This is a genomic window from Streptomyces iranensis (genome assembly GCF_017874715.1).
GTDB lineage: Bacteria > Actinomycetota > Actinomycetes > Streptomycetales > Streptomycetaceae > Streptomyces > Streptomyces iranensis.
The window spans coordinates 274,948-292,653 of sequence record NZ_JAGGLR010000008.1; the positions used below are offsets into that span (position 1 = coordinate 274,948).

The 17,706-nt window shown below is 70.1% G+C and carries 15 protein-coding genes, 1 tRNA gene and 3 pseudogenes; 6 read left to right on the forward strand and 13 right to left on the reverse strand.

The features are described 5' to 3' along the window. Positions 1 to 380 precede the first annotated feature (380 nt). From J2Z30_RS16695 to J2Z30_RS16715, 5 genes and pseudogenes are all read left to right on the forward strand, one after another. Positions 381 to 851 (forward strand): annotated as a pseudogene (locus tag J2Z30_RS16695) (FtsK/SpoIIIE domain-containing protein); the annotation flags it as partial. A 48-nt stretch (positions 852 to 899) separates the two neighbouring features. Further along, positions 900 to 1,583 carry a DUF2637 domain-containing protein gene (locus J2Z30_RS16700; RefSeq protein ID WP_044571216.1) on the forward strand — a complete coding sequence of 228 codons (684 nt, stop codon included), beginning with the start codon at positions 900 to 902 and terminating at the stop codon, positions 1,581 to 1,583. A gap of 133 nt (positions 1,584 to 1,716) precedes the next feature. After that, a pseudogene (locus J2Z30_RS16705) lies at positions 1,717 to 3,091 on the forward strand (replication initiator). Further along, entirely contained in the window at positions 3,088 to 3,288 is a 201-nt protein-coding gene (locus tag J2Z30_RS16710) for a helix-turn-helix domain-containing protein (protein ID WP_044571214.1), read from the forward strand. The pseudogene J2Z30_RS16705 and the gene J2Z30_RS16710 overlap by 4 nt, the downstream one beginning before the upstream one ends. Continuing rightward, positions 3,288 to 4,430 (forward strand): tyrosine-type recombinase/integrase, encoded by a 1,143-nt coding sequence (locus tag J2Z30_RS16715; protein ID WP_044571212.1) that lies wholly within the window; start codon positions 3,288 to 3,290, stop codon positions 4,428 to 4,430. Before J2Z30_RS16710 ends, J2Z30_RS16715 begins: the two co-directional genes overlap by 1 nt. A gap of 72 nt (positions 4,431 to 4,502) precedes the next feature. Here J2Z30_RS16715 and J2Z30_RS16720 read toward each other — a convergent pair. From J2Z30_RS16720 to J2Z30_RS16775, 12 genes and pseudogenes are all read right to left on the reverse strand, one after another. Next, positions 4,503 to 4,578: transfer RNA gene (locus tag J2Z30_RS16720), tRNA-Arg, on the reverse strand. A 167-nt stretch (positions 4,579 to 4,745) separates the two neighbouring features. Next, the gene (locus J2Z30_RS16725) at positions 4,746 to 6,533 is read right to left on the reverse strand and encodes an IucA/IucC family protein (protein WP_044571211.1); all 1,788 of its coding nucleotides are present in this window, start codon (positions 6,531 to 6,533) and stop codon (positions 4,746 to 4,748) included. 167 nt (positions 6,534 to 6,700) lie between these two features. After that, positions 6,701 to 7,255 (reverse strand): annotated as a pseudogene (locus J2Z30_RS16730) (GNAT family N-acetyltransferase); the annotation flags it as partial. Further along, positions 7,252 to 8,559, reverse strand: a complete 1,308-nt coding sequence (locus J2Z30_RS16735) for a lysine N(6)-hydroxylase/L-ornithine N(5)-oxygenase family protein (protein ID WP_107073313.1) — start codon at positions 8,557 to 8,559, stop codon at positions 7,252 to 7,254. The gene J2Z30_RS16735 and the pseudogene J2Z30_RS16730, both read right to left, overlap by 4 nt. 26 nt (positions 8,560 to 8,585) lie before the next feature. Further along, positions 8,586 to 10,172, reverse strand: coding sequence for a pyridoxal phosphate-dependent decarboxylase family protein (locus J2Z30_RS16740; protein WP_044571209.1), 1,587 nt, complete (start codon positions 10,170 to 10,172; stop codon positions 8,586 to 8,588). Between the two features lie 303 nt (positions 10,173 to 10,475). Next, complete coding sequence (locus J2Z30_RS16745) at positions 10,476 to 11,363, reverse strand: siderophore-interacting protein (RefSeq protein ID WP_044571205.1); 888 nt, start codon at positions 11,361 to 11,363, stop codon at positions 10,476 to 10,478. A 61-nt stretch (positions 11,364 to 11,424) separates the two neighbouring features. After that, positions 11,425 to 12,450 (reverse strand): ABC transporter substrate-binding protein, encoded by a 1,026-nt coding sequence (locus tag J2Z30_RS16750; RefSeq protein WP_044571202.1) that lies wholly within the window; start codon positions 12,448 to 12,450, stop codon positions 11,425 to 11,427. Positions 12,451 to 12,601: 151 nt separating this feature from the next. Next, positions 12,602 to 13,615, reverse strand: coding sequence for a PDR/VanB family oxidoreductase (locus J2Z30_RS16755; RefSeq protein ID WP_044571199.1), 1,014 nt, complete (start codon positions 13,613 to 13,615; stop codon positions 12,602 to 12,604). Further along, positions 13,612 to 14,004, reverse strand: a complete 393-nt coding sequence (locus tag J2Z30_RS16760; RefSeq protein WP_209468726.1) for a hypothetical protein — start codon at positions 14,002 to 14,004, stop codon at positions 13,612 to 13,614. Before J2Z30_RS16760 ends, J2Z30_RS16755 begins: the two co-directional genes overlap by 4 nt. After that, on the reverse strand, positions 14,001 to 15,062 hold the full coding sequence (locus tag J2Z30_RS16765; protein WP_044581533.1) for a Rieske 2Fe-2S domain-containing protein: 1,062 nt from the start codon (positions 15,060 to 15,062) through the stop codon (positions 14,001 to 14,003). Before J2Z30_RS16765 ends, J2Z30_RS16760 begins: the two co-directional genes overlap by 4 nt. A 100-nt stretch (positions 15,063 to 15,162) precedes the next feature. Further along, complete coding sequence (locus J2Z30_RS16770; protein WP_020868993.1) at positions 15,163 to 15,441, reverse strand: DUF4190 domain-containing protein; 279 nt, start codon at positions 15,439 to 15,441, stop codon at positions 15,163 to 15,165. Positions 15,442 to 15,446: 5 nt separating this feature from the next. After that, the gene (locus J2Z30_RS16775; protein ID WP_014054348.1) at positions 15,447 to 15,602 is read right to left on the reverse strand and encodes a hypothetical protein; all 156 of its coding nucleotides are present in this window, start codon (positions 15,600 to 15,602) and stop codon (positions 15,447 to 15,449) included. Positions 15,603 to 15,752: 150 nt separating this feature from the next. On the opposite strand from J2Z30_RS16775, the gene J2Z30_RS16780 reads away from it, so the two are divergent. Further along, entirely contained in the window at positions 15,753 to 16,388 is a 636-nt protein-coding gene (locus tag J2Z30_RS16780; protein WP_044571184.1) for a TetR family transcriptional regulator, read from the forward strand. On the opposite strand, the gene J2Z30_RS16785 is transcribed toward J2Z30_RS16780, so the two are convergent. After that, on the reverse strand, positions 16,354 to 17,685 hold the full coding sequence (locus J2Z30_RS16785) for a M6 family metalloprotease domain-containing protein (protein ID WP_044571181.1): 1,332 nt from the start codon (positions 17,683 to 17,685) through the stop codon (positions 16,354 to 16,356). The two genes, J2Z30_RS16780 and J2Z30_RS16785, sit on opposite strands and share 35 nt — an antisense overlap. Positions 17,686 to 17,706 lie beyond the last annotated feature (21 nt).

The following is a 17,706-nucleotide window of genomic DNA, read 5'->3' on the forward strand; positions in this document are numbered from 1 at the left end:
CATGCTGGCCGCCGAGAAGGACGGCAGCAATGACGTGCCTCCCACCTTTTCTGCCATCCGCTGGGCGCGTGATGCCACGGCACGGGGGCGCACAGGAGGTGGCGTCGGCGCTCGCGCTCTCGCAGCGCGGTCGCGCTTGGGCTCCGTCGTAGGGAAATCCTGGGCTTGCACTGGCGCGACGTGGACCTACCGGCGCACTCTGACCGTGCGGACCTAGCTCCAGCGCGGCGGCAGGGAGCTGTACGAGGACAGCACCAAGAACCGGCGCGCGAGGACGATCCCATCCCGCTGTTGTGCGTCACCCCGCCTCGGTGGCAACCCTTCGGCAGGCCACGCGGCGGACCGCTGTCGGGACGGACTGGGAGGGCGAAAGCCTCAGTAGCGCATCCCGGACGAAGAAGCTCGCCGCGCTCGCCGCCGAGAACGCGCGGCTGGTGGAGGACCTGGTGAAGAAGGGCCGCAACGTCGGCATCCTGGTGATCATCGCGACGCAGAAGGCGACCGGGGACGCCATCCCCACCTTCATCCGGGACGTGTGCCCGGTGGGCCTGTCCTTCGCCCAGAAGACCGCTGAAGCAGCCGTGGTCGCGCTGGGGGAAGACATCCGCAACTGGCCAGACTCCAGCCCGACAGCGCTCCAGGACCCTGCCTACCTCGGCGTGGCTGCCATGGCTCATCAGGGTCGCCCCGGCTTCGCCCGCATCCGCACGCCCTACGTCGCCGACGCCGACGCGGCCCGCATCGCCACCGACACCGCCCACCTGACCCGCGACCCCGCCGAACTCCTGGAACAACTGGCGGCCTCCGCGATGCGGGTGGACGACCCGCTCACCAAGCGGGAAGCGGCCTGACCCGTCCCGGCCCGCTCGTCACGACACCTGGAAGGAGGTGAACCCCACATGTCTGAAGATCGGATCACTCAACGCACGGTGACCGTGATCATGGGCATCATCGCGGCCCTGGCCTTCGTCTTCTCCTTCGGCAACGTCTGGGCCCTGGCCCTGCGCCTCGGCGTCCCCGGCCCCATCGCCCCGTTGATCGCCCCGATGGTGGACCTGTCCGTCGTCGGCCTCCTGGTCGCCCTGCGCTACCTGTCCCTGCGCGGCGTCCCGGCCGAGCAGATCAAGGGCGCCACTCGGCTGATGCACGTGTCCGGGCTGCTGACCCTGGCCCTCAACATCGCCGAACCCATCGTCGCCGGGCACTACGGCCGGGCCGCCGTGGACGCGGTCGCCCCGCTCCTCCTCCTGGGCTGGGGAGCCGTCGGCCCCCAACTCCTGCGCCACTTCCACACCATCGCCCACACCACCCAAACCCCGGCACCAGCCCCGGCCCCGGCCGCGCCTGACACTCCGGCGTCTGCGCCGGAGCCTGCCCCGACCGCCGAGCCGGTCTCGCCACCGGTCGCGCTGAAGCCGGAGACTTCCCCAGCGGTCACGGTGCCCGTGCCGCTGCTGAACGCGGCCCGCACCATCGCCGACACCTACCGGGCCGAACACGGCCAACCCATCACCCCGGCTCAGCTCCGGACCCGCCTCGGCGTCGCACTGCCGCTGGCCACCGCCGCACACGCCCAGCTCTGACCCCGTGCCGGCCGTCCCGGCAACCCAGAAACCCCCCGCCCCAACCGGGCTCGATTCGCCATGCCCCGAGCAGCACCCGCGCCCCTGGCCGAGTGCTGCCTGGGGTCCTCTTCCTCGAAAGGATGCGTCACCCGTGAAAGCCCCTCTGGACCTGCGCCACGTGGCGAGCCTGGCCCTGCGGGACCTCATCCACCTCGCCCACCTCCCCGACTTCGACCGCGTCCAAGACCAGATCAACCGAATCCGCGGCTGCACCCGACCGATTCAGCTCGTCGGCTCCACCGAAACCCGCGACACAGCAACGGACACCATCGTCCGCTCGTACAGCACCGCCGACGAACCCACCGGGCGGCTGCTGACCGCCTGCGGCAACCGCCGCTCCTCGCGCTGTCCGTCCTGCTCCCGCCTCTATGCCGCCGACACCTACCACCTGATCCGGGCCGGACTCTCCGGCGGCAAGAGCGTGCCGGAGACCGTGCGCACACACCCCCGCCTCTTCGTCACCCTCACCGCTCCGTCGTTCGGCCCGGTCCACAACCGCCGCACCACCGACGCGGGCAAGAACCTGCCCTGCCGCTGCGGCACCCGCCACCCCGTCGACGACCCCGCCTTGGGCACCCCGCTCTCCCCGGCCACCTACGACTACACCGGCGCCGTGCTCTGGAACGCCCACGCTGCGCGTCTCCTTCGCCAAGGTCGCCGAGTACCAGCGGCGCGGCCTGGTCCACTTCCACGCCGTGATCCGCCTCGACGGCCCCGAAGGCAGCAACGAGCCCCCGCCCCAGTGGGCCACCGCCGATGCCCTCACCCACGCGGTCACCGAGGCGGCCGAACGCGCCGTGCTCACCGTGGACTCCGACGCCATCGGCGAACGCCGACTCACCTGGGGCGATCAGCTCGACATCCGCGAGATCGTGGCTCTGGGCGATGGCGAACTGACCGATCAGAAGGTCGCCGCCTACGTGGCCAAGTACGCCACCAAGAGTGCCGAGGACTCCGGCACCGTGGATCGCTCCCTGCGCTGCCTCCACTGCGCCGGACGCGGCTACCAGCGTGGTCCCGATGGCTTCCGGGATCTGTGCGACGAGTGCGAGGGCACCGGACAGTCCGAACCCATCGCGGACCTGCCCGTGCACAGCCACGTCCGCCAGATGATCCGCACCGCCTGGAACCTCGGCCACCTCCCCGAGTTCGCCGAACTCAAGCTCTGGAAGTGGGCCCACATGCTCGGCTTCCGAGGCCACTTCTCCAGCAAATCCCGCCGCTACTCCACCACCCTCGGCGCACTCCGCGACATCCGCCGCACCTGGCGCACCGAGCAAGCACGCACCACAGACAACCGGCCCGAGCTGGACGAGGAAACCACCCTCGTCCTCTCCCACTGGCAATACATGGCCTCCGGCTACAGCCCCGGCGAAGAACTCCTCGCCTCCCAGGTACGCCACCACATCGCCCAAGCACGCGACCACGCCAACCGCCGCAAGACGGAAGGAGACCCCTGGTTGTGAGCGCGGGCCTGCCAACGACACACGTAGCCCTCACAGTCCCCGAGGTCATGACCGCTCTGCGCTTGAGCCGGAGCAAGACCTACGACCTCATACGAACCCACCAGTTGCCCAGCTTCACCGTCGGGCGTGCGCGGCGTGTGTCGCCGGACAGTCTGCGCGCCTTCATTCAGGAACAGATCGAGGAGAACGCGGCCTGATGGCATCCCGGAAGAGGAACCCCAACGGTGCTGGAAGCATCTGGCAGCGCAAGGACGGCCGCTACGAAGCCCGCGTGTACGTCCCGCAGCCTGAAGGCACCCGCAAGCGCAAGACGGTCTATGGCGCCACATGGGAAGAGTGCGACGAGAAGCGTCAGGAGCTCGTCCGGCGCGAGCGCCAGGGAATCCCGACGCCTTCCCGGTCCGCGAAGCTCTCCGAGTGGCTGCCGTACTGGCTGGAGGAGTACATCAAGCCGCCTCAGCGCAAGCGCACCACGTACGACAAGTATGAGATGCACGTGCGCCTTTACCTCGTCCCACAGCTGGGCACGCGTCGGCTGGAGTCGCTCAGCACCGCGAACGTACGACGGATGATCGCCGCTGTCACGGCGCAAGCCTCGGCCGCGACCGCGAAGGAATCGCACCGCGTGCTCAGGTCAGCTTTGACGGCGGCCTGCCGTGAGGAACTGATCAGCCGCAACGTCGCGCAGCTGGTCCCCGCGCCGCGTGTCGAGTCTCGGGAGCTGCGGCCGTGGACGCTGGACGAGACCAGGACGTTCCTGGAGGCCGCGCGTTCGGATCCCCTGTACGCGGCGTTCGTTCTCGCGGTCGCGCTCGGGCTTCGCCGTGGGGAAATCCTGGGCCTGCACTGGCGAGACGTCGACCTCGATCGGCGCACGCTGACCGTGCGGTCTCAGCTCCAGCGAGGGGGCAAGGAACTGTACGAGGACACCACCAAGAACCGTCGGGCGAGGACGATCCCCATCCCGCTGATGTGCGTCGCCCCGCTCCGCTGGCAGCGCTTTCGGCAGGCCGCGCAGCGGGCCGCTGCCGGGGCGGACTGGAAGGCCAGCGACTACGTGTTCACCACGCGCAGGGGTAGCCCCATAGAGCCTCGAAACCTGTACCGGTCCTTCGGCCGCATCGCCGAGGCCGCCGGACTGTCACGAATGCGTCTGCACGACACCCGGCACCTTTGCGCCTCGCTGCTCTTCGCGGCCGGGATCGCCCCGCGCGTCGTGATGGAGATCCTGGGGCACTCGCAGATCGCGGTCACGATGAACGTCTATACGCATGTGAACGACGACAGCCGTCGTGAGGCGATGGGCCACATGGACCGGCTGCTCCGGCCCCGTAGGTAGGAACTGCCGTCAACCTCTGCCGTCAACGCCCCCACGATCCAAGATCGTGGGGGCGTTTGGCCTGGTCAGGCATGGTGCCCCCGGCAGGATTCGAACCTGCGACACCCGCTTTAGGAGAGCGGTGCTCTATCCCCTGAGCTACGGAGGCCCGGCGTCAGGGCGGCATGGTGGTGCCGCCGCGGCGCGCCGTCACAGTGTAGCGGGTCGGGTGCGTGGTGCGTTCGGGTGCTCCGGGGTGGCGGGGGCTCGGGGCTGGGGTTCGGTTTGAGGAGGTCCCAGGGGGTCGATGTGGCCCCCTCGGAGCCGTCGGGTGGATCAGGCCCCTGCCCCCAATCCCGCGATCGGGTTCTTCAGCGTGCCGATCAGCTGGAGGGCGCCGGCCGGGTCCTGGAGGTCTACCATTTCGCGGTTGTTGCGGAGCTGGAGGCGGTTGAGGCAGGAGAGGGCGAAGTCCTCGGCGAACATGTCGTACTGGGCGAATTTGTCCGCGAGGTGGGGGGCCGAGTGCTGGTAGGACAGGACGCAGTCGGCGACCGTCTGCCAGAAGGTGTCTTCCTCCAGGAGGCCCTCGCTGACGAGGATGCCGTTGAGGAAGCGCAGGAAGCAGTCGAAGACGTCCGTGAAGATCGAGAGGAGTTTCTTGTCCTCGGGGACGTCTACGCGGATGCGTTCCACGGTCGGGGGGAGGACCGCGGTGGGGTCCATGACGGCGATCTCCTCGGCGATGTCCTTGAAGATCACGCGCTGGACGGCGCCGTCCTCGATCACCAGGATGACGTTCTCGCCGTGCGGCATGAAGACCAGGTCGTAGGCGTAGAAGCTGTGCAGCACCGGGGTGAGGTAGGCGTCCAGGTAGCGGCGTAGCCACGTGGCGGGGGTGAGGCCGGATTCCTCGATGAGGGCGCTGACGAAGGAGGCGCCGTCCGGGTCGGTGTGGAGGAGGGACGCCATGGTGGCCAGGCGCTGGCCGGGTTCCAGGGAGGGGACGGGGCTCTCGCGCCACAGGGCCGCCAGCATCTTGCGGTACGGCGAGCCCTTCGCCGTGGCCGTCTCGTACTGGCGGTGGTGGTAGCCGATGGCTGCTCGTTCCCGGATGATGGAGAAACCCGCGGCACGGAAGGTCTCGTCCGAGGCGATCAGAGAGGCCAGCCAGTCGTTGATGGCCGGTGTCGCCTCCATGTACGCCGCCGACAAGCCCCGCATGAAGCCCATGTTCAGCACCGACAGCGCGGTCTTCACATAGTGCTTGGACGGGTCGCTGGTGTTGAAGAACGTCCGGATCGACTGCTGGGCCAGGTACTCGTCGTCGCCGGGGCCCAGGCACACCAGGTGCTGCCGGGCGACCTCGGCGGCGAAGCTGACCGACAGCTTGTTCCACCACTGCCAGGGGTGCACCGGCAGCAGGTGGTAGTCGGCCGGGTCCAGGCCGAGATCGGTGAGGGCCTGTGCGAAGCGGGCCCGGGTTTCCTCGCTCAGTTCGGAGTGGATCAGGGCGTCGTAGTCCAGGTCCGTGGAGGACGTGAAGGTGGAGCGGTCGCGGCGGGCGGCGAGCCAGATCAGGTGGACGGGGCTCGCGGTCTCGGGGGCGTACGAGAGGTATTCGTGGATGCCGAAGCCGAGGCGGCCGTTGTTGGCGACGAAGCAGGGGTGGCCCTCGGTCATCCCCGTCTCGATCTCCTGGAAGCCGGATTTGGCCAGCTGGGCGGCGGCCTCCGGCTCGTCGGCCAGTTTGAACGCCGTCCCGGAGAGGGTGGAGCTGATCTCCTCGAGGTAGACGGGGAGGACGTCCTCGCTCAGGCCGAGCCGCCCGCGCAGCTCGATGAAGAAGTCCAGCGCGTCCAGGGGGAGTTCGGCGTCGGTCCGGTCGTGGCGGGTGATGCTGTCCGCCTGGACCAGCCAGTGGTCCAGGGAGAGGACCCGGGCGGCGAAGCGGTAGGTCACCGCCCCGTCGTCGCTGGTCACGGCGTAGCGGCCGTCGGGGCCGAGCTCGGGCGCGAGCAGGCGCTCGTGGGTGAACTCGGCGAGGGCCTTGCGGATGAGGAGGCGGCCTGCCCGGTCCCACAGGTCGGGGGTGAGGTGGGCGACGGCGTCGCGGGGGCTCATCGGGTCACTCCTTGGGCGTCGCGGTCGGTCCGGGCGGTCTGTTCGGTCCGGGCGGTCGGTTCGGTCCGGGCGGTCGGTTCGGTCCGTTCGGTCCGTTCGGTCCGGGCGTCGCGGTTGATCCGTTCGGTCCGGGCGGTGCGGGACGCGTCGGCGGCCAGTGCGGTGCGCGCGGCCTCGAACCGCTCGCGGGTGCAGATGCTGAGGTAGGCGTCCTTCTCGGGTTTGGCGATCTGCTCGACGATCTCGAAGCCGACGGCCGCGTTGAGCGCGTGCACCGCGTCGTTGCGCACATCGGGCTCCACGACGACGCGCCGGACGTGCGGATCGGAGAAGCAGAACTCCATGACGGCGTTGATCACGGCGAGGGTGAAGCCGTGCACCGGGGTGTCGGCCGGCGCGCACAGGAAGTGCATGCCGACGTCGCCGGGCCGGGCGGGGTAGAGACCGGCGAGTTCCACCCGCGACGGGTCGTAGCGCTCGGCCAGGAACGCCGGGCGTCCCTCGTGCAGGCCGATGAACGCCTCGTGGTGCGGATGCTCGTGGATCCTGCGGTACTCGGCGGTGACCTCCGCCTCGTCCGCCTCCTGCATCATCCAGTAGGACGCCTTGGGGTGGGTCACCCAGCCGTGCAGCAGCGCGGCGTCGGCCGCCGGGTCCAGGGCGCGCAGGGCGAAGGTGCCCAGGCGCGCGTCCTTGTGCTCGAAGATCGGCGGAGGCGTCATGACACGGCTCCTTCCGGTGCGCCGAACTCCTGGAAGGCGATGGACTTCTCCACCGGATAGTGCTCCCGCCCCAGCAGCTCACGGATGATCCACGCGTTGCGGTACGGGCCCATGCCCAGGTCCGGGGAGGTCAGGCTGTGGGCGTGGGTGGCGCCGTTCTGGAGGAAGATGCCGCGCCCGGTGGTGTCGATGCTGTAGTTGCGGGCGACGTCGAAGCGGCCGTGGCGGTCCCAGCGGATGCGGTCGCGCACCGGGTCCAGGAAGGCGGGCATCTGGTAGCGGTAGCCGGTGGCCAGGACGAGCCCCTGGGTGGTGAGCGAGAAGTCCCGCTCCTGCTCGGTATGGCGCAGCCCGAGGGTGTACGTCGCGGACTGCTCGTCGTACGCCGCGTCGGTGAGCGCGGTGTTGGTCAGCAGCCGGGTGGGCACCGGGCCGGTCACGCTCTTCTGGTACAGGAGGTCGAAGATGCCGTTGATGAGGTCGGCGTCGATCCCCTTGAACAGGCCCTTCTGCTCAGCCTCCAGCCGGTAGCGGGTGTCCTCGGGGAGCGCGTGGAAGTAGTCCACGTACTCGGGCGAGGTCATCTCCAGGGTGAGTTTGGTGTACTCCAGCGGGAAGAAGCGCGGGGAGCGGGTCACCCAGTTCAGCCGGTAGCCGCAGGTGTCGATGTCGGCGAGCAGGTCCTGGTAGATCTCGGCGGCGCTCTGGCCGCTGCCGACGACGGTGATGGACTCCTTGGACTGCAGCGCCTGCTTGTTCTCCAGATAGTCCGTGTTGTGCAGCAGATCGCCGCCGAGGCCCCGGCACACCTCGGGCAGGTACGGCGGGGTGCCGGTGCCCAGCACCAGGCGGCGGGCGCGGTGGGTGGTGGTCTCGCCGCTTGCGGGACGCAGGGCGCGCACCGTGTAGAGGCCGTCGGCCTCGTCGTACTCGACGCTCGTCACCTGGTGGCCGAAGCGGACGGAGGGGAGCTTCGCGGCGGCCCAGCGGCAGTAGTCGTTGTACTCGGCGCGCAGCGGATAGAAGATCTCGCGGATGTAGAAGGAGTACAGCCGTCCCGATTCCTTGAGGTAGTTGAGGAAGGAGTACGGGGAGGTGGGGTCGGCCAGGGTCACCAGGTCGGCCATGAACGGGGTCTGGAGGGTGACGCCGTCCAGCAGCATGCCCGGATGCCAGTCGAAGTCGGGCTTGCTCTCCAGGAACAGTCCGTCGAGTTCGTCGATCGGCTCGGTGAGGCAGGCAAGGCCCAGGTTGTAGGGGCCGAGCCCGACCGCGATGAAGTCGTAGGTGTGCGGGGTGGGCACGAGGGTCTCCGGCGGGGTGAAGGGACTCAGCTGGCGCGCGAGTGGCGGGGGCCGCTGAACTCGGGCTCGATGTGGAGGGCCAGGTACTGACCGGCGTGTTCGGCCAGCAGGTCCAGGACATACGCGATGTCGCTCAGCGAGGTCTCCGGGTTGAGCAGGGTGAACTTGAGGTGGTGACGGCCGTCGACGACGGTCCCGGCGACGACCGCCGCGCCGGAGGCGGCCAGCGCCTCCCGGGCGTGCAGATTGGCGCGGTCGACGAGGTCGGGGTCGCACGGCCCGTCGGACGGCGGTACGTAGCGGAAGACCAGCGTGGACAGCTGGGGCTCGGTGACCACCTCGTAGCGCGGGTCGGTGTCCAGCAGGGCCCATGCCTCGGCGGCCCGCTCCACCACCTCGTCGAAGAGCGTCCCGACGGCGTCCGCGCCCATGATCCGCAGCGTCAGCCAGAGCTTGAGCGCGTCGAAGCGGCGGGTGGTCTGGATGGACTTGTCCACCTGGTTGGGGATCAGCTTCCGGGCGCTGCGCTCGGGGTTGAGATAGTCCGCGTGGTACGTGGCGTGGCTCAGCGTGGCGCGGTCGCGGACCAGGACGGCGCTGGAGCTGACCGGCTGGAAGAAGGACTTGTGGTAGTCCACGGTCACCGAGTCGGCGCGCTCGATGCCGTCCAGCAGGTGGCGGCGGGTCGGGGAGGCCAGCAGTCCGCAGCCGTACGCGGCGTCCACGTGCAGCCAGGTGCCGTGCCGGTCGCACAGCTCGGCGATCTCGGGCAGCGGGTCGATGGAGCCGAAGTCGGTGGTGCCCGCGGTGGCCACGACGGCCATGACGATCAGGCCCTCACGGCGGCAGCGGTTCAGCTCATGGGCGAGGGAGACGGTCCGCATCCGGCGGTCCTGGTCGCAGGGGACCGGGATGACGGCCTCGTAGCCGAGCCCCAGGATGGCGGCGGCCTTCTGGATGGAGAAGTGGCTGACCTGGGAGGTGAGGATGCGCAGCCGGGGCAGGATCGCGGATTTGGCGATCGGCTCGCCGGCGGCGGTGGCCTCCTTCTCGACCAGGGTGCACGCCTCGTCGCGGGCCAGCAGCATCGCCTGGAGATTGGACTGGGTGCCGCCGCTGGTGAAGATGCCGTCCGCGGCCTCGCCGAGGCCGATGCGCTCGGCGGTCCAGTCGATCAGCCGGCGCTCGATCAGGGTGCCGCCGGCGCTCTGGTCCCAGGTGTCGAGCGAGGAGTTGACGGCGGAGAGGACGGCCTCGCCCAGCAGTGCGGGGATCACGACGGGGCAGTTGAGATGGGCCAGGTAGCGCGGGTGGTGGAAGTAGACGGCGTCCTTGAGGTAGACGCTCTCCAGCTCCTTGAGCGCGGCGTCCGGATCGCCGAGCGGGCGCTCCAGGTCGATTCCGGAGATCTCGGGGGCGAGTTCGGCGGGGGTGACGCCGGTGAAGGGGCGCTCGGCGCGGGCGACGGTGGCGGCCACCAGTCCGACGCCGTCGGTCACGGAGCGCCGATAGCGTTCCGCCGTACGGCCGTTGAAGAGGTGGGCCCTGCCATCCGCCGCCCCGGGTATCGGCTCCGGCGACGGGTCCTCAGCGGTCTGCGCGAGGAAACTCACGTTCTGTCCCTTCTGGAAACGAGCATGCGGGCGTGCGGACGGCGCGGGCATGCGGCTGGGTGGGGGAGGGCGGCCCACGGCCTGATGGCCTGATGGCCTGACGGCCTGATGGGCGTGCGGGAGCGCTGGACGTGGCGGCGGGGCGCGTGGGGGCGCGCCGAGCGGTCGGCCGGCCGGTGTCCAGCGGTCGGTCCTCTGCGGTCCTTCGGATGGATTCAGTTGTGCGACGCGGTTGTGTGTGCGTGTGTGGGGGGCAGCTGTGGGCCGGGGCTGTGGGGATGGAGAGCGGGTACGGCGACGGGGTCAGTCGTCGGTCGCGGGGCCGGTGCCCGACACGGCCTCCTCGACGAGCTGCTCCTCACAGGCGCCCAGGCGCCAGTAGCCGGTGAAGGTGACGGCCTTACGGTCGAAGCCGCGCTCGCGCACCAGGTGGCGGCGCAGCGCCTTGACCGTTCCCGCCTCGCCCGCGATCCAGGCGTACGGCGTGCCGTGGGGCAGCTCGGTGGCGCCCACCGCGTCCAGCAGCAGGGCGGAGCGCGGGGTGCCGGGGGCCACGGCGTCCCGGACCAGCCAGGTGATCTCGGCTTTCGCCTCGGTGCGCAGCTCCTGGATGTCCTCGGCGTGCTGGACCTCGAGCCACACCTTGACGGGGAAGTCGGCGGGCAGCCATTCGAGGATGCCCGCGATGGCGGGCAGGGCGGTCTCGTCGCCGGTGATCAGCACCCAGTCGGTCCTGGACGGCGGCCGGAAGTCCACCCCGCCGTTGTCCTCCAGGACCGGGCCCAGCAGGGTGACGCGGTCGCCGGCCTCGGCGCGTGCGGCCCAGCGGGCGGCGGGGCCGCTGTCGTGGTGGAGCGCGAAGTCCACGTCGATCTCGTCGGGGTCGCGGCGCTGTTGGCGCACCGTGTACGAGCGCATGATGCCGCGTTCGGCCGGGTCCATCGCCCGCCAGGTGGTGAACCAGCCCTCCCCGGCCTCGACCGGCACCACCGGGGCGGTCTGGCCGGGGTGCGGCAGGAAGAGTTTGAAGCGCTGGTCGCGGCCTCCGCTGATGAAGTCCTTCAGACAGGTGCCGCCGAAGGTGATCCGCGCCATGGACGGTCCGAGCGAGCGGGTCCGTACGACCCGCGCGTCGAAGAACCGGAACGGGACGGCGGTGGTGGTGGCGGTTTTGATGGCTGCGGTGGTCATGGGAGGGGGGTCTTCCCTTCGCTTGCCGTGGGGAGGCCGGGGCCAGCCGGTCGACTGACCGTCAGCTGACCTTCTTCGCGTCCTGGATGGCCTTGGTGAGGGATTCGACGAGCGGGGCGGCGCCGGCGTACGAGAAGCGCGGCTCGCTGCTCCAGGGGGTGAGCTGACCGGCCTTGACCGCGGCCAGCTTGGACCAGGTCGGCTTGGAGGTCAGGTCCTTGGGCTGGAGGGTCGCGGTGCGGTTGTCGAGGAAGAGCACATCGGCGTCGTACTTGTCGGCGTTCTCCCAGCTGAGGCTCTCGAAGTAGCCGCCCTTGTCGGGCTTTTCGGGGACGACGAAGTCGACGCCGAGCTCGCTGAAGTAGATCAGGTCGGCACTGATCCTCGGGTTGGAGACATAGAAGAGATCGGCGCTGGCGGAGCAGGCCATGACCTTGATCTTGTGCGATTTGACGGTTTTACGCAGAGTCTCGGCGGCCTTCTCGAACCGCGCCTTGGCGTCGGTGACCTTCTTGGCCTTCAGATCGGCGCCGAGCGCCTCGGCCAGTGCGGCGTAGCGCTTGATGGGCTCGAGCATGGAGATCCGGCCGGTGGTGATGGCGGCGCTGGGGGCCAGCTGCAGGATCTTCTGCTTGCTGTCGTCCGGGATGTAGAAGAGCGCGCCCGGGTCGTACATGTTGGTGATCAGCAGATCGGGGTTGAGCGAGGCGTACTTCTCGACGTTGAACTGCCCCCAGGTGTTGCCCAGGGACGTGGCCTGGTCGACGGGGAAGTCGCCCGCCTGGACGTCCCGCTTGCCGTTCTTCAGCGTGGTCGGGCCGAAGACGCCCGTGATCTGCTTCTCGATGCCGAAGTCGTAGAGCGCGGCCGCCGCGGCGATATAGGCGACGATGTGCTGTGGCCGGCTGTCGAGGCTGATCTTCTTCTTGCGGTCATCGGTGAACGACCAGGAGCCGCCGCCGTCGTCGCCGCCGGAGCCCGAACCGCCGTTGTCCCCGCAGGCGGTGACCAGGGCTCCGAGTCCGAGGGCGCCGCCCGCGGTGAGCAGACCGCGGCGGGAGAGGGGGAGTGCTCTGGCCTGGCGCATGTGGTGCTCTCTCTCGATGCATACGGGGTACGTGGTCACGGGACGGCGACCCGAGGACGTAGTTAGGTTAGCCTAACCAACCTGTTTGTCCAGTGGGTGGGGTCGTTCCGAACCTCACATCGAGGGGCTCATACGGCCGTTCAGGGCGGATTCACAGGTCCAGCACCAATCGCGGGCCACTGCAGCGTGAGACGCAGATCATCATCGTCTCGCCCGAGGCCCGCTCCTCGTCGGTGAGCACGGAGTCGTGGTGGTCCACCTCCCCCTCGAGGACGTCCGTCTCACACGTCCCACAGGTGCCCTCTTCGCATGAGTACAAAACCGGTACCCCCGCCGCCTCGACCGTGCGCAGCACGCTGCGCTCCGGCTCCACGGTGAGGGTCAGTCCGGAGCGGGTGAGCACCAACTCGAAGGCCCGGCTTTCCGATTCGGTGTCCGCGCCGTCCGTACGGGGCTGGAACCGCTCGGTGCGCAGGGACCCCTCCGGCCAGTCGCGGCACGCCTCCTCGGCGGCCTGGAGCAGCGGCTCGGGGCCGCAGCAGTAGACCAGGGTGCCGGGACCGGCCGGGGCGGTGAGGTGCGGCGCGGTGAGATACGGGGCGGTGAGATGCGGCGCGGTCAGATATGGCGCGAGGTCGAGCAGGCCCTCCTCGTCCTGCGGCACCAGGCGCACCTTGTCGCCGTGACGGTCGGCGAGCTCGTCCGCGAAGGCCATCGAGGCACGGGTGCGTCCGCCGTAGAGCAGCCGCCAGTCGGCGCCCGCGGCCTCGGCGGCGGCCGTCATGGGGAGGAGAGGCGTGATGCCGATGCCGCCCGCGATGAACAGATAGCGGGCCGCCGGGCGCAGCGCGAAGTGGTTGCGCGGCCCGCGCACCCGCACCGTGCTGCCCTCGGTGAGGGTGTCGTGCACATGGGCGGAGCCGCCGCGTCCGGCGGGGGCGCGGAGTACCGCGATCCGCCAGGAGGCGCGGTCGGCGGGGTCGCCGCACAGCGAGTACTGCCGGGTCGGGCCCGTGTCGAGGAGGAGGTCGAGATGGGCGCCGGGCTCCCAGGCGGGGAGGTCGCGGCCCGCCGGGTGGCGCAGCGTCAGCGCCACCACGTCCGGGGCCACCTCCTCCCTGCGGGCCACGAGCAGGGTGTCCTCGTACTCGCCGCCGGGGTTCATGAACGGGGCTCCTCACGGTGGCCGGTGGGCCGGTACTCGGCGGGACCGGCGAGGTGGTTTCCGGTGGAGTGGCTTCCGGCCGGGTGGTTTCCGGCGGGGTGGTCTCCGGCGGGGTGGTCTCCGGCGGGATGGTCTCCGCCGGGACGGTGGCCGCTGGGATGGGCGAGCATCCACTGCCACAGCTTGACCGGGTCCTCCGCGGTGCGCTCGGCGCCGCAGTGGCAGACCCCGTGCAGCACATCGGTGCCGGGCAGCCAGTCGATCCGGTACACCTCGGCCGTGGGCGTGCCGCTCGCCCACCCGTCGCCTGCCGCCCACCCGTCGCCCGCCGCCCACTCGTCGCCCGCCGCCACCCTCAATGGAGGCGCTGCGCGCTGCTCGCGCCTCATTTCGCAGCCACCACGGGCGCGGTCTTCTCCCCTTCGGCGGCGAGGCGGGCGAGGATGCGGCGCGCGGCCAGTCCGCCGGTGTCGATGTTGATGCTGAGCTCCTGGTAGCCCTCGCGCTCGGTGTCCAGCGCCTTCTGGAGCACGTTCAGCGCCGCCACGTCCTGGAGCACCACGGTCCGGTTGAGGTCGTGGAGGAAGGTGGACACCTCCTCGTCGTCCTGCGCGAAGTCCCGTGAGACGGCCCAGAAGTCGTACACATGGCGGTCGGTGGACGGGGTGATGGCGTAGGTGATCTCCACATGGAAGGCGTTCGGATCGGAGCCGTCCGGCTCCGGCAGTACCCCGACCGGGGCGATCCGGCTGTGCAGCAGATACAGACAGGGCGCGTGGTACTCGATGTCCTGCCAGCGGGTGATGCGGCCCTCGATGCCGGTGGAGCGGGCGTAGAAGGGCGGGCATTCGGCGTCGTCCATGTGCCGGCTGACCCGGACGACGCCCGCGCCCTCGTCGACCTCCGTGGTGATCGGGGTCTCGGCGACCTCGGGGGTGCCGATGTAACCGCCGTGCAGATACGTCTCGTGGGAGAGGTCCAGCAGATTGTCCACGAGCAGGCCGTAGTCGGCGTCGATCGGCTCCATGCCGCCCACCGTCGTCCAGCGCGGACCGGCCAGCCAGGGGGCGCGCGGCACTGCGCCGGGGTCGGCGAGCGCCGGGTCCCCGATCCACACCCACACCAGCGAGTCCTGCTCGACGACGGGGTAGGAGCGGACCCGGGCGGTGCGCGGGACGCGCTTCTGGCCCGGTACGAACACGCAGGTGCCGCCGGTGTCGTAGGTGAAGCCGTGGTAGCCGCAGACGACCGTGTCGCCGTCGAGACGGCCGGCGGTGAGCGGATAGCGGCGGTGCACACAGCGGTCGGCGAGCGCGATGACCTTGTCGTCGGACTCGGTGCGGTAGAAGGCGATGGGCTCGTCGAGGATGGTGCGCCCCAGCAGCTCGCGGCCGATTTCGCGGCCGTAGGCGGCGACGTACCACTGGTTCTTCACGAAGGCGGTCATGCGTGCCAGCGTGGTGACGCCCGTCACGTACGGGCAACGGCCCTTCCACTGGGTGGAAGGGCCGCGCGGGGAGGTGTGCTGCGGTGGGCCGCCGGGCGGGTCAGCCGCCGAACTGCCAGAAGACGGAGTGGTTCAGCGTCAGCAGGACGATCAGCAGGACCACATCGGCGATGCCGAGGGTGAGTCCGAGCAGCGCCCGGCCCCTGCGGCGGGTGTCCCGGGCGATGGCGAGCGTCCCGAGGACGATCGCGCAGGGCCCGAAGACCGCGTTGAACAGCAGCAGACCGATCAGACCGAGCACGAAGGAGGCGACGGCCATGCCGTCGGCGTCCCGGCGCGCCCGGACCGGGGAGGTGCGGGACGGTGCGGTGAGTGCCATGGGTCTCAGCTCCCCTTGTGCCCGGTGCGTTCGCGGATGAAGAAGATCAGCAGCCAGGCGCCGATGGCGCCCGCGGCGGCGAGGAACAGGGGGAGCGGAGTGTGCGCCGCCGCCCCCAGAAGAACTCCCATCAGGGCGAGTGCCGCGACGATGAAGAGCATGTGTGCCTCTCTCGAAGTGACGATCCGGATGCGGTTGGCGTGCGGGTGGTAGTTGTTCGGTGAACAGTTGGGATCACAACTGTTCACTGAGATCTAGAGTACCCCGCCGAACCCTGGAAAAATTCAGCGAACGGCTGTTTACTGAATGATATGAGTCACACGTCCGGGGTCCGGCAGGCCCAAAAGGAGAAGACCCGGCGCGCCCTGATGGACGCCGCGTTGGGGCTGCTGGAGGACCAGAGCCTGAGCAGCTTGGGGCTGCGCGAGGTCACACGGGCGGTGGGGGTGGCGCCGGCCGCGTTCTACCGGCACTTCCGGGATCTGAGCGATCTCGGAGTCGCGCTGGTCGAGGAGTGCCTGGGCAGCCTGCACCACATGATCGGCGCCATCCTCGCCGGTCAGGAGGGCGACGAGGAGCGGATCGAGGCCACCGTCGACGCGGTCGCCGAGCATGTCCGCCGCTACCCCGCGCACATCCGCTTCATCGCACGTGAGCGGCATGGCGGGGTGCGCCCGGTGCGCCAGGCCATAGCCGCCGAGCTGGACCGATTCGCGGACGAGGTGGCCATCGCCTTCCGCCCGCAGCTCCCGGCGGAATCCTGGCCACCGGAAGATGTCCGGATGCTTGCGGAGATGTATGTGGACCACATGGTGATGACGGCGACGGCGTTCCTGGAGGCGCAGGCCGATCACCCCGAGGCCGCGGACGAGCGGCGGGTGGCCGCCACGGCGCGCAAACAGCTGCTGCTGATCAGCCTCGGGCGCCGCCACTGGCACGACGCGTGATCTCTACGCCGTAGTCGCCGGCCGCGTCCCGGCCGGTGACCCGGACGCGTATCCGAACGCCGTTCGCCGCGGTGTCGAAGGTCTCGCCGGGCGCGTAGGCCGCGTCGCTGAGTGCGGGGTGGACATTGCGCTCCCGGGTACAGCCGCGGCCGTGGGGGGTGGAGTCCACGATGGTGACGGGGCCGCCGCCGGAGTCGACACCGGTGTCCACCCAGGAGATCAGTACCCCGGGCTTGCATATGGCCTCGTCGTTGCCGCCGGTCGCCCGCGCCTCGATCGCGTAGCCGGTGGACGGCGAGACGGGGACGAAGACCAGCTTGGTCCCCTCCGTGCGGCTCAGTGGGGACAGGGTGTGGGCGAAGACCCCGGAGCGGGCGGCGCACGCGATCTGCCGGGGGCCGAGCCAGCCCAGCTTCCACTTGTGCCAGGCCAGCAGGTCGTTGCCGGGCCCCCAGTCCTCGGACATCACATCCCAGTGGCCCGCCTTGTCGCCGCCGCCGTGGGTATAGAGGTCGGGCAGCCCGAAGACATGGCCGTTCTCATGGGGCAGAACGCGGAAGCCGGTGCGGCGCAGCGAGCCGGAGCCGTCGTCCTGGCGGCTGTAGACGAAGGAGACATTGGCCAGCGGGACGCCGTCGGCGGTCGGGGCGTGCTGGTTGTCGGCGTAGGTGACGGACAGCACGGCATGCGCGGCCGGCGGCCCGGCGTTCGGGGTGACCAGGACGTTCACCAGGTCGTAGCGGCGGAAGTCGACCTTGGGGTCGGCGGACTTGGCGATGTCGGCGACGAGTTTGCGATAGCCCGGGTCGAAGGGGCTGCCGCGCTTGATGCCGTACGCGCGGAACGGGCGCGGCATCCGCAGCCAGTGGGTGATCGGCATCTCGGGGCGGTAGTCCAGCCGCCCGTACGAGCTCTGCGCGAACCACCGGGAGGTCTGGGGGAAGAACTCCTCGAAGCGCTGGCGGGCGGTGCCCTGGCCGCGGACATCGGGGAAGTCGATCATGAGGTTGAGGGCGTGGACGGTGCCGGTGCTGCGGCTGTAGCCGCGGCCGGTGGGTATGCCCTCGGCCATCTGGAGCCCGGGTCCTGAGGCGAGGGCGCAGGGTGCGAGCGAGCCGAAGGCCGGGCGCGCGGAGGGCGCCGGGGCCAGCTCGGGGGGTGCGGGGGGCTCGGGACGCGGGGCCGCCGCCGGGGCGACCACCGCCACCGTGAGCACGGCGGCGGCGGCGAACGCGCTGCCTCTGCGAGGTCGGCGTATTCGTATGCGGGGGCGGGTGGTCCCATGCGTCTGGTCCATTGCCGACCACGGTGTGGCGGC